Genomic DNA, 15039 nt, shown 5'->3' on the forward strand with positions numbered 1-15039 from the left:
TTTATGCCTCGCTGTTCGAGTTCATCCAATACCATTTTTGTGATACCTTTTTGGTATGAATGAGGCCATCGATCTACGACAATTCCGCTACTTTATTGCGGTTAGCGAAGAGCTCAACTTTGGGCGGGCGGCTGCTCGCTTGCACATCTCCCAACCGCCATTAAGCAGGCAGATCCAACAGTTGGAAAATCTGCTGGGCGTCGAGTTATTCCTGCGTACCAGGAGCGGGGTTACGCTAACCGACGCCGGCCGCGCATTTTTGCCGGAAGCCCGGCATACATTGGCACAGGCTGAAAAGGCGGTAGCGATCGCCCAGGCGGCCGGCAGCACTGAGCAGGGCAAGCTGGTGGTCGGTTACACCACGGTGTTTGATCGAAGCGTTATTCCTGATGTCTTCGAACCCTTGCGGCAACGTTTCCCAAATTGGCAAATTGTTACCCGGGGCCAGCATTCAATCAGCCTGGTGCGGGAGATTAAAAACGGAAAGATGGACGTTGCTTTTATCGGCTTACACACCGAAGCCAAAGGGCTAAAGGTTGAAACACTGTTTGAAGACTCGCTGATGGTGGCATTGCCCGCCAGTCATCCTCTGGCGCGTAAACGCAAGCTGGGTTTCGATGATCTTCGCGATGAAGCGATATTCCGTTTTGAGCGTCGGCTGAACCCCGGTTTCTACGATCATTGCCAGGCGTGCTTCGAGCTGATCGGTTTCAGGCCCAACACGATCCCCGAACCTGACGATCACCATATCTTGCTTGGCCTTATCGCCGAAGGGCAGGGCATGGCTTTTATCCCTGCATCGCTACAGAACGTTAAGCGCCAGGGGGTTGTCTTTCGGCAACTTAAGGAAGAGGCAAAAAAGCTGACCAGCGGGATCGCTGTCGCCTACGCTGCGGATAATCGGTCTGAGATATTGGCTCAGTTGCTTGAGCTTGTCAGGGCAATCAGGCATTAGTCGGCTAATTATCATTACAAAATTGTTAATTAATAACGATGCTTGCGCTTAGCGGTTTATATTTATCAGCAATAATTCGAGTCAGTATTATCTGATTTATTATGTCGCAGATTGCATTGCCGCTAAAAAACCATGAATTAAAACAGAAGCATTCAATCCATGATTAACCGCACTTGCTGAGCGCGCATTAAAGACCTTGGATAGTTGTTGATTTAATTCTTTAGCGCATATCTAATAAAAACTCGTGTATTCCCTTTACCAGCTCGGTTTCTAGCCGCAAAGCGGGATGCTATCAGGGATCAATTTAATGCTTTGCATGGAACAGCCAGAATGACAGCTGAAAATAAAGACGTTGCGCCCGCAGCAAGGAAAAATCTGATCAAATATGGACTGTGGGCGGCAGGGGCAATTTTGGCTGTATCTGCCGGGGTGTGGGGCGTCCAACGTTTCTGGCTTACTGAGCATCACATCCAACCGCCAAATGAACTGGTCTGGCATAATAATCTGCAAGTAGATCTGCATCACCCTGATGTGCTTATCGAAAGCGCATCGCTGAGTAAACTTCCGAGCGATCTGCTGTCTATTCCTTTCTTGCGTGCCACGCTGACGGAAGATTTTGTTTTTTACTATGAAAATAATGCCGATCGATTGGGTTTAATCGGCAGCTTGCGCAGAATCGCCTTCGAACACGATCTGACGCTGCGCGATAATTTGCTGGAAACGCTGCTCGATCAACCGGCCAGTATTGCGCTGTGGCATGATGACCTCGGCAAGCTGAATCACTTTATGGCGGTAATCAAACTGGGGGGATTGGCGCGCCTGCTGGAGCCACTCGCCAAGGTTGCTGCGCAAGATACCCAGCTTAGCATCACCGATTTCTCTCAGCTCAAGGTCGGTAGCGAAGCTATCTCGGTCTATCAATGGCGCTACGGGGCTAATAAGCAGCTGTATTTTGCCAGCCACGGCGATAATCTGCTGCTGTTTTCTGATATTGCCATGCTGTATGACCAGCAGGCGGTTTCACTAGATTCCACCCAGATAACCAGCACTTTACTGAGCGGCGCTAACCCTTGGCCGGAAAGTTTTGGCCTCAAACCCCGTGACGGCGGGGCTGATAAAGGGGCGGAAGCCGATAAAAATACCCCTCCTTTAGCTCACCGGGTCTCAGTGAGCGCTAACTATCTTGGTTTTGGTTATCAGCGTTTTGTCCCGGCATTGGCCGGTGTCCGTTTTGAGATGAGCCAGCAGGGCTGGCAAAGCTATTTGGCGCTTAACGATCAGCAGCAGGGCGAAAACGCGCGTTTTGACTTCAACCCAGTCTGGAAATCGATGCCAATGGGGGCCAGCTTCTGTGTGGCGTTGCCGGTGTCGCAAAGCGTGCCGGCGTATTTATTCCAGCGTATCGATGCCATTGACGGCGACAAAGCCGCAGCCTTGCCATTAGCCTTAAATGGGGTTAGCGGGCTGTGCTGGTATCCTGATTCTCATCTGTATTCACCGTTATTTGTCAGCCAACTGGCAGAAACTGCGGATGCGCAAACTGATGAAACCCTGGTGGGCATCTTTACCAAAGTGATCGGTGCCAGAGAAAAACAACCGATCCCGGTTGAATCCAGCAATAAGGGGCAGGGCCACCTGTGGCAACGAGAGGCCAGCTCACGCTATGGTCAGTATCCGCAAAGTGAAGCCAGGGATCCTGAAAGCCTGCTGGGGAATCAGTTCTTCCGGGTCAGCCTGGCAAGGCATGGCCAGATGCTGATGTTTTCCCTGGATGACAAACTGGTGAATAAAGCGCTGCAAACGCGGGATAAAAATTTCCCTCCGCTGGCGGACGTATTGCCGCCACAGGCCGTGGTGCCGGTGTACATGGCTCCTGAAGCCCTATCCGGGTTATTTAAGCAGGAAGTCTTTGCCAGCCTGCCAAAGAGTGTCGAACCGGTATTCTATAACGCGGCCCAAACCTTGTTATTACCTAAACTGAGCGCATTGGCCGGGCAACAGCGCTATGCCTTGACCCTGCCTGCGGATACCAATACCCGTGAATCTTGGCAGTGGCTACCGCTGAAATGGCAGGAGCTATGATTGTCAAACCGACAACGATAGGCCTGCTGTATCTGATGGGCCTGATGCTTTTTAGTCAGGGCAGCGTGGCCGCAGCGCCGGTTGCGCCACTGACACCGGAGCAATCCAATGTCTTCCGCTCGTGGTTTGTGCGCATTGCCGAAGAGCAGTTGCGCCAAGGGCCAAGTGCGCGCTGGTATCAGCAGGACTGTGCCGGTCTGGTGCGTTTTGCCGCCAACGAATCCCTGAAGGTTCATGACAGTAAATGGCTGCGGGCCAATGGCTTATCCAATCGTTATCTGCCGCCTGAGCTGGATATCAGTCCTCAACAGCGCCAGTTTGCGCAGCGCTGGCAGCAGGGCGGGGGCCAGCAAGGCCCCTATGTGGATGCCATCAAGCTGATCCAGTTTAACAGCCAACTGATTGGCCGCGACCTGAATCAGGCACAACCCGGCGACCTGCTGTTTTTTGACCAGGGTGACGATCAGCATCTGATGATCTGGATGGGGCGTTATATCGCCTATCACACTGGCTCTTCGAGTTCGACAGATAATGGAATGCGTGCTGTGAGCATGCAACAATTGATGAAATGGAAGGACACCCGATGGATACCCGACGAATCGAACCCCAACTTCATTGGCATTTATCGCTTAGGTTTCCTGTCACGATGAAAATTCTGCCGCGTAGTTGCCAAAAACTGCTGCTGGGGATGGCGCTGTTTATCCCTCTGACCTTGGCCTATGCTGAGGCTGAACTCCCTGCGAGTAATTATAGCGTTTCGCAACAGTCGTTCTTTTTGCTTTCTGACAGCAGCTTTGCCAGTAATGAAGTGGCCAAAGTGCGCCTGGAAGCGCCAGGGCGTGATTACCGGCGTTTCGAGGCCGAGCAGTACGGCGGCGTTGATATCCGCTTATACCGCATCGATAAGCCGATGGAATTTCTAAAAAACAGAAAAACCTCCATCGCATTATGATCGAAGGCCAATATCAGGGCGAAGGGTTATCCAATACTCTGTCTTATCTTTGGGATAACTGGTACGGGAAATCGCGCCGCGTGATGCAGCGGACCTTTTCCTCTGATACCCGCCAGGAAGTGACCAGTGCCTTGCCGGAACTGAAGATGGGTAACGCGCTGAATGAACAACCCAAATTTACCGTGCAGCCGCAGTTTGCGCCCCTCAGGAATCTGCCTCTGATTAGCCAGTTCCGTTACCCACTCTGGGACGCACAACCGATCCAGCCACCAGAGCACGTCAATATGCAGGGCTCATCCAGCGGTTTTTTCGAACCTTTACCGGGTAATGTCTACGTTCCCCTGGGCAAGCTAAAGCCGGGCCTGTATCTGGTTGAAGCGCTGATTGGCCAATACCGGGCCACCACCGTCGTGTTTGTCTCTAATACTGTGGCCATGAGCAAAGTCTCTGGCAACGAGCTGTTGGTCTGGACTGTTGGCCGCAATGATGGGCAGGCGGTGGCCGGGACTCGCATCTTGTGGAGTGACGGGTTGGGCATCATGAGCAGCGGTCAGACGGATAAGAGCGGCTTGCTGAACCTGCGCCATATCTCGCCAGAACGCTCATACGTGATGGGGGAGGACAATGAAGGTGGGGTGTTTGTCTCGGAGAACTTTTATTACGACAGCGAGATTTATGACACCAAACTGTATGCCTTCACCGATCGTCCACTTTATCGCCCCGGTGACTGGGTCGAAGTCAAACTGGTCGGGCGTGAATTCAAGAATGCGCTGGATTCGGTAGCGCTTAAGCCAGGCTTACTGAGCTTGACCGTGTTGGACGCCAACGGCTCAACGCTGCAAACCTTGAATTTACCTATTGACGGTAAATCCGGGGCGCAGGGGCGTTTTCAACTGCCAGAAAACGCCGTGGCCGGGGGTTATGAACTGCGTACAACCTACAATAATCAGGTTTACAGCAGCGCTTTCCGCGTTGCCAGCTACATCAAACCGCACTTCGAAATTTCACTGGCAATGGCCAAAGCCGATTTTCGTACCAACGAACCGGTGAATGGCGACGTTGTGTTGCTTTATCCGGATGGCAAGCCGGTGGCCAACGCACGCCTTGAGTTGAGCCTGTATAGCCAGCAGCTCTCGATGGTCAGCAACGATCTGCAATATCAGGGGAAATTCCCTGTCGAGCTGAAAACGGCGCAAATGACCACGGACAGCAAAGGCCACGCCAAATTGGATCTGCCCGCCGTGGACAAGCCAAGCCGCTATCTGCTGACTATTTTTGCCAGCGATGGAGCCGCCTACCGGGTCAAGACTACCAGAGAAATCCTGATTGAACGTGGCGTCTCGCGTTATGTGCTCAATACGCCAAAACGCTTTAGTGCGGTGAATGAGCCGGTGGAATTCAGCTATCGCAACGAACAACCGGGGGATGACAAACCGGCGGTGTATGAATGGGTGCGTCTGGAGGATCGCCAAACCGAGCGAACTCCGTTGCCAGCCAGCGGGCAGCCGTTTGCCATTAACTTCCAGCAACCCGGCACTTATACCGTCACCCTGAAAAGCGAGCAGGGCATGATCCTTGGGGCCATCAGCCACTTTGTCAGTGGGCCAGGGGGAAATCTGTACCCGGTAGCGTTGAGATCGTGATGGACAAGCCGCAATATCGGTTGGGGGAAACCGCACAGGCATTAATCACCTTCCCGGAGCCAGTAGAGCAGGCATTACTGACGCTGGAGCGCGATAAGGTGGAGAATATGGCGCTGCTTGCCAGCGGTGCCGACTGGGTTAAAGCGCAGCGGTTGAGCGATACCCAATATCTGGCGCAGATCGCGGTGCGGGATAATTTCGCCCCGAATATGACCTTCTCCGTGCTGTATAGCAAAGGTGGGCAATACAGCTTCCAGAACGCCGGGATCAAGGTTGAGATACCGCGTATCGATATCGCGGTTAAAACAGATAAAGCGGTTTACCGCCCAGGCGAAACAGTCAACGTCGCGCTGGAGACCCAACTTGCGGGCAACCCCTTATCGGCTCACCTGACGGTTAGCGTCGTTGATGAGATGATCTATGCGCTGCAACCGGAGATCGCTCCGTCAATCGACCAGTTCTTCTATCATCCTCGGCGCAATAATGTGCGCACCAATGCCAGCCTGTCGTTTATCGCCTACGATCTGGCGCTGCCTGGGGTGCCTAGAGCGCCCGGTGTGACCAACCGCAGCGATCGCAACGTCAAGGTGCTTGAACGCCCACGCCGTGAAGACGTGGACACTGCTGCCTGGCAGCCGGATATTGTCACCGACGCCAATGGCAAAGCGACATTCAGTTTCCGCATGCCAGACTCTCTGACCCGCTGGCGTATCACGGTACGGGCGCAGAATGAGCAAGGGCAGGTTGGCCAGAAACAGCAGCTTATCCGTTCCGAGAAACCGCTCTATCTGAAATGGAGTGGGGCCACGCAGTTCCGTAAAGGTGACCACCCTCAGCCTGGGCTGTTTATCTTCAACCAGAATAAACAGGCAGAGCAGGTGGAGTTGCGCACCCAGTATGGTAACGACAGCCTGAGCCAGACGGTGTCACTGCATGAAGGGGTGAACTACGTGGCGCAACCGGTAGCGGCGATGCAGTCAGGGCGCTGGACGTCGGAGGTGGTGAAAAACGGTGAGGTGCTGGATAGCCTGAGCGTCGATCTGAAGGTGAGTGACGACAATTGGCCGGTGCCTCAGCAGCAACTGGTGCGGCTGCATGCGGGCAGTAATGCTCTCACTCTGCCAACCGGCGCCTACGACATCCGCCTGCGCCTCAATAGTGATGCGCAGTCCATGTTCCGCAACGGTCTGGACGACCTGATCAATGAACCTTATGGCGGTGTGATTAATACCGCCAGCCGCCTGTTGCCGCTCAGCGTGGCTTACAACATGCTGGCGAAAGAAGACGCGCAGCGTGGGGATGTTTTACGCCAGACTCTGCAGAATAACCGCCAGCGCCTGGTGCAGATGGCCGGGCCGGGGGCGTTGTTTACCTGGTGGGGGGAGAATGGCGATCCTGATGCCTTCCTGACCGCCTATGCCTACTATGCCGATTGGTATGCCAGCCAGGCGTTAGGCATGGCGTTACCGGCAGAACACTGGCAGCGGATCCTGGATCTTTATGCCGAGCAGGCGGCAGAGATGCCGGTTCTCCATCGTGCCCTGTTGCTGTCATTTGCCCAGGATATGCATCTGCCTGTCACCAGCCTGTTGCAGGGGCTGGCGGAATCGCTGCCTAACGCCCAGGCGGAGTCTGGGGCATCACTTTCTGAAACCGACAGCCTCGTAATGACCGCGCCTGATTCCAAGCTGGGGCTGGCGGTGGCACGGGTGCTGACCTATTCGCTATTACAGCAAACCCCGGGCTATAAACTGTCGGATCCAGAGTTGCAGGCATTACGCCAGAGCCAGGAGTTTGTTTCATTCAGCGAACATCCGTTTGCCTATGCCGCAGTATGGCGCACGCGTGGCGCAGATGCTCCGCAAGTTGCCTGGCTGTTGCAACAGCTGATGCCAGCGCAGCAAGGGCCAGAACGTGCCTTGGCATTAACCTGGATCTACAACTCGCTCGGCACCACGGTGCCGCCGGTGAGTTTCAACCCGGGCGAGGGCTGGCAACTGCAGCAGGGCACCGCTGGGGAGCGTTACTGGCAGTGGCAAGGGCAGGGTGCGGTGCAGCCGCTGGTTATGCCAGCAGAACTGGACCAACCGCTGGATGTCTCACTGAGCTATAACCTGCCGTTGAGCACGACCGCTGCTGACAGCAGCAGGCAGCCTTTGGATGTGACTATACAGCATCGCCTGCTGCAACTGATCCCTGGCGATAAGGCTTTCGAATTTACCGTAAAACCGGTGGCTAATGGGGAGGCACTCTCCAGCGATGCGCTGTATCTGGACGAGGTGACGCTGGTTAACAAATCCTCGGCTCCGCAGCGTTACATGCTGTTAGAAGTGCCATTACCACCGGGGGCAGATGTTGAACGCACCACTTGGGGCATTCAGGTGGCGGGCCTGGGGGGCAAGGGCGCAGTACCGCTAGAAAAAGCGCGTAATGAAGCGGGGCTGCTCTCTTATAGGGTGCCGGTGGATGAATTGGTGGACACCAAGGTGTATCAGCATCTGGTGCGATTCTCGCAAAAAGGGCAGTTCGTCTTGCCGCCAATCCGTTATTCGCGCATGTATGCGCCGCAACAGGCGGCAACGGAAAGTGGCAGTGCCTTGAAAACCGTGACGGTGAAGTAAATGTTTCGCTGGTGGTGGCTGTTGTTGATACCTGTTGCCGCCTTGGGTGCAGAGCCGAAACTGGAACTGGCTCTGCGTGAAGGGCAGCAAGATACCCTGGTGACGTTAAACCAGAGCCGGCAGCTTTCGCAGCAACCGCTGCCGCACGAAATGACCACGCCATTGGGCAGCGTCTGGAAGCTTTTCGTCTATGCCTATCTGGTGGATACCCAACAGCAGGAGCCTGATTATCTCTGCAGTGGCAGCCAGCCGCAGGAGGAGGTTTACTGCTGTGAACCCGGTAAGGCCATTGCGCGCGATCGGGCTTTGGTGCAGTCGTGCGGCCTCTATTTCAGCCCCCAGCGCCTGCAACTGGATCCGCAGCAATGGGCCCGCTATTGGCAACGCCAGCACAGCCCCGGCTGGTTGCAGGATCTGGCGCAGTTGCAACCGGATACCCGCGTCCCGGTGGCTCAACTGCTGGCGGTATTGGCAACGCTGCCCGCCCAGCAGCAGGCACGTAACCTGTTGCTGGACCTGTTGCTGACCGCCGACGGTAATCTGGTTGGAACCTTGGGTAGCCGCCTAAGGGTAAAAACCTGGAGCTGGCTGGATGATAAAGACCCCGAGCAGCGCCAGGGCGGATTTGCCGGTTGGTTGAATGATGGCACGCCAGTGTGGGCCAGAGGGGCAGGCACCAGTAAAGCCGTTCTGCAAAACTATGCTGAGGTGTTGAATAACCGGTTGCCGCAGGCTGCGCCATTGGATCACAAAGTGTGCGTCGTGGTGAAACTGTTTGACCGTTATCCTATTGCGGCGCTGAGCCGCAATGGCCAACAAACGCCGGTCAGCCCTGGCGTGTTGCAGGGAAAATACCAGGTTGAATTCCGCAATGGTAATCGCCTGAATATCGAAAGCCACGGCGAGCTTTTCTTGCAGCAGGAAGCCGGTGATTTCACACTTACCGCTCGTCTGGATCGCGAAGAGTACGTCGCTCGAGTGCTGCAGCGGGAAGCGGCTGCGCAGCCTGTCGAGGCCGCGAAAGCGCTGGCGGTGGCGATCCGCAGCTATCTGCTGCAAAACGCTAGCCGTTCCGGTGACTGTTTGCTGATTGCAGACAGCAGTGCCAGCCAGCGCGTAGCGCCCACGCCGGCCTTGCCTGCGGCGCTAGCAGTCGCTGCCTGGACGGCGGATCTGGTGCTGGCAGGGGCTCCGGTCAACTATCATCTCGATCAGGCTGGCAATAATCGTTTGTCCTGGCAGTTGGCGGTGTCTCAAGCTCAACAGGGGATGCGTTATGACGCGATCCTGGCGCAGGCTTTCCCACGAGCCAGCCTGGGGCGTTGGGATAAGCCAGAAATTTTATGCCAGCCAATGCCCGAGGCTGAAACCTGGTTGGCAACACAGCAGCGGCGCTGGCGAGAAAAGTTGTATAGCGAGCCGGGCTACACGCCATTGCAGCAGTTTACGGTATGCCGTTTACTCTCGGGCAAGCCCCATGTTGATCGCATGTATGGCCGTATCTATGTGCGGGACCTTTACTCACTGGAGGATCGGCTGGATCTGACTCATGAATACTTGCACCTGGCTTTTGCGGCCCACCCGAATGGCCAGGATGAGGCATTTGTCGAGCAACTGGCTCGCCATTTGTTATTGGAATAGGGCGCTGGCCGTAAGCCATCGTCAAGGGACTTGAGGTCTTCAGGATAACATTATGATTATTCGATTATTGTGTAGAGTAGGTTCGCTGGTGCTGATGATGCCGGTTATGTCGGCGGTGGCAGAGCAAAACGTGGTCATGGATACGCCGATTGCCGGGTGGCACGATACTTCCGGCGAGGATGCCACCTATTCTCAGCGGGTAAACTATCCGGCTGCGTCGGTGAATACCCCTGCCAATCAGTCTGCACAAGCCCTGATCAGAGGCCAGATCAAAGGCTTCCCCAAGCCGGATAGCAAGGCCAAACCAGAGCCGGGCAGATTGATCGTCAACGGTGTCAGTATGCCGTTAAAAATTGAAGATAACGGTGATTTTGAACGGCCCTATATTTTCTCGCAGGGCAGTAACAGCGTCGAAGTTCGCAGCCCCGACCGATCAGCGGCAAATCGTACCCAATTTTATGCGAAAAGTGGCAGCGGTGTGGTTCCTGCCCGCCTGCGGATAGTGCTTTCATGGGACACCGATAACACCGATCTTGATTTGCACGTGGTGACCCCGGACGGCCAACATGCCTGGTATGGTGGCCGGCAGTTACAAAACGGCGGGGCGTTGGATATGGATGTGACCACCGGCTACGGCCCGGAGATCTTCTCTTCGCCAGCGCCGGAGAGCGGGCAGTATCTGGTATACGTTAACTACTACGGCGGGCGTGGGGAGGAAATTTTGACCACTGCGCAAATCACTATCGTGACAGAGGAAGGAACCACTAACGAAAAGCAGGAAATGGTGATTGTGCCGATGCGCAACCCTGGTGAACTGACGCTGATAAAACAGTTCAGCTACTCGAATCGTGGTTAAAGTTACCCGCCGTTTGGCGGGTAACGGGTTTTACTGTCAGAATTGGGTATTCACACTCATAAAGTAAGTGCGGCCCGGTTCGTTATAGGTTGCAGCCCCTGCGCCGTAGATATTTACGGCACCAGTAATAGGATTACCTACGTTCTGTGAATTACCGGAGCGGAACTGGCGTTTATCGAACATGTTATCGATACCCGCTGTCAGGCTGACATTTTTGCTGAACGCGTAGGTGCCGCTCAGGCCGAAGATCGCGTAAGGGCTTACCTCACGTTTTTCAGGGCCACTGGTGGGTTCACCTCGGTAATTGTATTTCTTCGGTTTCTGGCGACCATACCAGGTTGCGGTGGTCTGCATCGACAGATCCTGGGTTGCCTGCCAGCTCAGGGTGGAGTTGATCGTGAACTCAGGAATGATCGACAGATAATCGCCGGTGGTTTTATTCTCGTTTTCAATCATATAAGTGGCGTTGTTGTTCCAGGCAACGGTTTCGCTGACCGGCACATTCAACGTCCCCTCCAGGCCCTGGATCACCGCTTTTGGCACGTTCTCCCAGCGGTAAACGTCGGTTTTACCATCGGTGGTGGTTCCTGCCGGTGCATAGCCTGCTTCAATCTTGTTACGGTAATCGTTGCGGAAGTAGGTGATGCCTGCCAGCCAGCCTTCATGGTGGAATTCCAACCCGATTTCTTTATTAATGCTGTTTTCGGCTTTCAGATCGTCATTACCAATCAGGTAGCAACCAGTGCCAGTTGAACTGGCAGCACAACCTTGGCCTTTGCTGTAGAGAACGTAGTCTCCATTACTTTGAAACAGGTTTGGCGCTTTATATGCGCGAGCGATACCCATTTTCAATGTGAAGTATTCACCCAGTTCCTGCGACAAGTTCAGCGCCGGACTCCAGTTGTTACCCACTTCTGAATGATGATCGTAACGCAAACCCGGCGTCAGCATAGTGCTGTCCGTCAGCTCAATATTGTCTTCGGCGAACAGTGAGAAGATATCTGCTGAGGAGTAAGGGTTGCGGTTTGTGCTATCGATACCTTCAATGGTTCCACCCGTGTTAGTACCGGTCATCGGTTGAGTCGTCGAAGAAGGATCTTTCATCTTCTGCTGGTTCCACTCGGTACCCAGCGTGGCGGTTTGCGGCACCCACATATCGAAAGGAATGCTGACTTCACTGTGCGCCAGGAAATCGTCCAGGCGAGTGGTGTTGAAACTGTCACTGGAGAAGATCCCTTCGGTGCCCCCGGCCAACCCCTCGGCTAAGCGGGTGTTACGGGTACGCTCGTACTGGACGTAGTTATTGGTACTGACGCCGCTGTCCCATGCGCCGCGATAGTTAAGCGCGTAGGTTTCGCGATAGATACGGTTGGTTTCTTTGCCGTAATTGCTTTGCACCAGCACGTTGGTATTGGTGTTCTGGGTATCCCCGGCGTACAGGTTACCCTGGCGGCCATAGGCATACTGGAATTCCAGCGCCTGCATGGGCGCGAACTCCCAGTGCAGCAAGGCGTCGATATTCTTGTCGATCACCCCTTCACGGCCTGCTGGCAGGGTATTGGCATAAGAGCCGGTACGTTCGGACTGATGGCCCTGGTTAATATCCCAGGCGTCGGCCTGCGTTTTGCTGTAGCCGCCAAACAGGCGGAAGCTCAATTGATCGCTCAGCGGGCCGGAAAGGCTGAAATCAGTGCGTTTGGTCGAGCCTTCTTCTTTGTGCTGCGGCACATTGAAATAACCGTTCAGGCTGCCATGCAACTCTTTGCTGGCTTTCTTGGTGATAATGTTGACCACGCCACCCGCGGCACCGTTGCCATAGCGGGCGGCAGCCGGGCCACGTAATACTTCGATGCGTTCGATCATATCTGGTGGCACCCAGGCAGTATCGCCACGGGTATCACGTTCCCCGCGCCAACCTTGGCGCACCGAGTTGCGGCTGCTGGCGGGCTTGCCGTCGATCAGGATCAGGGTATTTTCTGGCCCCATGCCGCGAATGTCGATTTGGCGGTTGTTACCGCGCTGGCCGCTGGTGGAGTTACCGGTCAGGTTAACCCCGGGCATGGTACGGATCAGTTCATTGATGTCGCGAGCAGGAGGGCGTCTTTTGATTTCTTCGGCGGTAATGGTTGATACGCCTGGAGCCTGGAGGTTTTGTTTGGCGGCGGTAACGACGATGACATCTTCAGGAGCGGTTTCTTTTTTGCTTTCCTCTGGCAGCACAGCGCTATCTGACGTGGAGGCTGTTTGTTCTGCATTTACCTGGAGTGAGAATGCAGACGTACCCAATCCTAACCCGATGAGCGTGGCTAAAGAATAACGTGATAACTTACGATTCATTTTAGGTTCCTACCTGGCTACCATTCTTACGCGGCGCGGTGCATACCCGTCGTCTTTCAAGCTGCAAGTTGAAATCCATAGGGTTGTCGCCCCAGCAGCGGAATGGCCGGTTGTAGTTTTATTGTGTAGTCAAAAAAACAGCGGATCCCGAGATACCGGGACGAACCCGGCCGTGATATTCCGCTCAATATTTCGGCACCCGTCCCTGTTGAAGAATGCCAGCCCTATTTACGAGCCTTTACACACTATTGCAAATGCAAATAATTATCAATAGTATTCCTTATACCGTTTTTTTAGTACGCTACGGCAACGGCAAACCGGAGCCGGACGACGTGCTAAGCCAACTACATAATGAGTGGGCGTTTTGAAAACAGAACAACAGCCAGAAAGCAGTAGGGTATTAGCGAGCAAGCATGCAGGAAGCCACGGTTGGTGGCTGGAGATTGCCCGGCGTGGTACGCCATGGGTAGAGCCAATGGATAATGGACGCTGGAAGGTCACGTTTTTCTGGCGCGATCCTCAGGGATGCGAATTTACCTCTGCTTACCGGCGCGTTTGGATCCATATCAACTGCCTTACCGATCACCATCAATCCTCACCGCCACAAAGCCTGCAGCGGTTGAGCGGATCAGATGTCTGGTATTGGCAAACCGAGCTGAAAGGCGACTGGCGTGGCAGCTACTGCTTTATCCCCAGCATGGACGATCGTCCGCTAGAGCTGCACCAGGAAGATACGCATGCCAACATGCATACCCTCCGTCACTGGTGGCAGCGGATTTTTGCCAGCGCCACACAGGATCTGCTCAACCCTTACCGTGCCTGGCCTGGTGTCGGCGAACATTTCCTGTCCGGGCTGCATATGCCGCAGGCTCCACAACAGCTTGCCTGGCAGGATTTCGACAACTATGTCACTGCCAGCGGGCGCTGTACGCCAGCCCCTCCAGCCAAGCTGCACCGCCATACCTGGCATAGCCAAAGGCTAAATACCACGCGTCACGTCTGGGTTTACTCCACCGGTTCGAGCAACCCCGCAACACGGCCATTGGCTATCTTGCTGGATGGCCAGTTTTGGGCGCAGCAGATGCCCGTATGGGATCCGCTGATGCAACTGACCCGCGCAGGGAAATTACCGGAGGCGGTCTATCTGCTGATCGACGTTATCGATCAGAAACACCGTGCGCGGGAACTGCCTTGTAATGATGAATTCTGGCTGGCAGTGCAGGAAGAGCTGTTACCGCAGCTGGCCGGGTGGGCTGCGCATAGTCGTGAAGCGGCCGATACCGTGGTGGCCGGGCAAAGTTTTGGCGGCCTGTCTTCACTGTATGCCGGCCTGCGCTGGCCAAATCGATTTGGCGCCGTCATCAGCCAGTCTGGTTCTTTCTGGTGGCCACGGCGCGACATGCTGCAGTTGGCCACGGTGCCTGATGATGCCTGCTGGCTGATACGCCAAATCGAACAGCAGCAATTGGGTCACCAAGGCAAGTTGAACGTGTTTCTGGAGGCCGGGACGCACGAAAATCTGGTTCATCAGACCAGCGATCGCATGGCTGCCCTGTTAGGTGACTGTGGGCATCAGGTGCAGTTCCGGGTGGTGGAAGGGGGCATGACGCGCTGTGCTGGCGCGGCGGCTTGCTGGATGGTTTACAGGAAATTTGGTCAGAGAAGGTGAGTCACCGCGTCGAATCTACGCCACTCACCCGTCATCTGCATGCTTAGGGAGTCAATAATGGAATACCTGAATCCGTTCGATGATGAGCAGCAAAGCTGCCACATCCTGCGCAATGACGAGGAGCTTTACAGCCTGTGGCCAGATTTCAGCGCCATTCCGGCGGGGTGGGTCAGTGTTTTTGGCCCGGCTTCCCGTGGGCACTGCGTTACCTGGCTGGAACAGCATTGGCAGGATATGCGGCCCGCATCACAGCGTCAGGCTTGATGGTGCCGCCGAAGCGATT

The 15039-nt window shown here is 54.9% G+C and carries 7 protein-coding genes and 2 pseudogenes; 8 read left to right on the top strand and 1 reads right to left on the bottom strand.

The annotated features are described in order from the left end of the window. The first annotated feature begins 55 nt into the window (after positions 1-55). The 6 genes and pseudogenes from ACQ86O_RS12925 to ACQ86O_RS12950 all read left to right on the top strand — a co-directional run bounded on the left by ACQ86O_RS12925 (position 56) and on the right by ACQ86O_RS12950 (position 10750). On the top strand, positions 56-955 hold the full coding sequence (locus tag ACQ86O_RS12925; protein WP_431225533.1) for a LysR family transcriptional regulator: 900 nt from the start codon (positions 56-58) through the stop codon (positions 953-955). A gap of 330 nt (positions 956-1285) precedes the next feature. Then, entirely contained in the window at positions 1286-3037 is a 1752-nt protein-coding gene (locus ACQ86O_RS12930) for a DUF2138 domain-containing protein (protein ID WP_431225534.1), read from the top strand. A gap of 35 nt (positions 3038-3072) precedes the next feature. Further along, complete coding sequence (locus ACQ86O_RS12935; protein WP_431225722.1) at positions 3073-3687, top strand: DUF1175 domain-containing protein; 615 nt, start codon at positions 3073-3075, stop codon at positions 3685-3687. Between the two features lie 50 nt (positions 3688-3737). Then, positions 3738-8253, top strand: a pseudogene (locus ACQ86O_RS12940) (alpha-2-macroglobulin family protein). Then, positions 8254-9894 (top strand): DUF2300 domain-containing protein, encoded by a 1641-nt coding sequence (locus ACQ86O_RS12945; RefSeq protein ID WP_431225535.1) that lies wholly within the window; start codon positions 8254-8256, stop codon positions 9892-9894. Between the two features lie 52 nt (positions 9895-9946). After that, the gene (locus ACQ86O_RS12950) at positions 9947-10750 is read left to right on the top strand and encodes a YfaP family protein (RefSeq protein ID WP_431225536.1); all 804 of its coding nucleotides are present in this window, start codon (positions 9947-9949) and stop codon (positions 10748-10750) included. 36 nt (positions 10751-10786) lie between these two features. Here ACQ86O_RS12950 and ACQ86O_RS12955 read toward each other — a convergent pair whose 3' ends face one another. After that, a complete protein-coding gene (locus ACQ86O_RS12955) occupies positions 10787-13087 on the bottom strand; it encodes a TonB-dependent siderophore receptor (protein ID WP_431225537.1) in 2301 nt (766 codons plus the stop codon). Between the two features lie 364 nt (positions 13088-13451). On the opposite strand from ACQ86O_RS12955, the pseudogene fes reads away from it, so the two are divergent. Together fes and ACQ86O_RS12965 are read left to right on the top strand one after the other, a co-directional pair. Further along, positions 13452-14803, top strand: a pseudogene (fes, locus tag ACQ86O_RS12960) (enterochelin esterase). A 10-nt stretch (positions 14804-14813) separates the two neighbouring features. Beyond that, positions 14814-15020, top strand: a complete 207-nt coding sequence (locus ACQ86O_RS12965; protein WP_431225538.1) for an MbtH family protein — start codon at positions 14814-14816, stop codon at positions 15018-15020. The last annotated feature ends 19 nt before the right edge of the window (positions 15021-15039 follow it).

The organism is Serratia sp. L9 (genome assembly GCF_050632285.1).
GTDB lineage: Bacteria > Pseudomonadota > Gammaproteobacteria > Enterobacterales > Enterobacteriaceae > Chania.

Coding starts and splice junctions, on each gene's coding strand:
- ACQ86O_RS12925 (WP_431225533.1), top strand. CDS start 56: ATGAATGAGGCCATCGATCTACGACAATTCCGCTACTTTATTGCGGTT.
- ACQ86O_RS12930 (WP_431225534.1), top strand. CDS start 1,286: ATGACAGCTGAAAATAAAGACGTTGCGCCCGCAGCAAGGAAAAATCTG.
- ACQ86O_RS12935 (WP_431225722.1), top strand. CDS start 3,073: ATGGGCCTGATGCTTTTTAGTCAGGGCAGCGTGGCCGCAGCGCCGGTT.
- ACQ86O_RS12945 (WP_431225535.1), top strand. CDS start 8,254: ATGTTTCGCTGGTGGTGGCTGTTGTTGATACCTGTTGCCGCCTTGGGT.
- ACQ86O_RS12950 (WP_431225536.1), top strand. CDS start 9,947: ATGATTATTCGATTATTGTGTAGAGTAGGTTCGCTGGTGCTGATGATG.
- ACQ86O_RS12955 (WP_431225537.1), bottom strand. CDS start 13,087: ATGAATCGTAAGTTATCACGTTATTCTTTAGCCACGCTCATCGGGTTA.
- ACQ86O_RS12965 (WP_431225538.1), top strand. CDS start 14,814: ATGGAATACCTGAATCCGTTCGATGATGAGCAGCAAAGCTGCCACATC.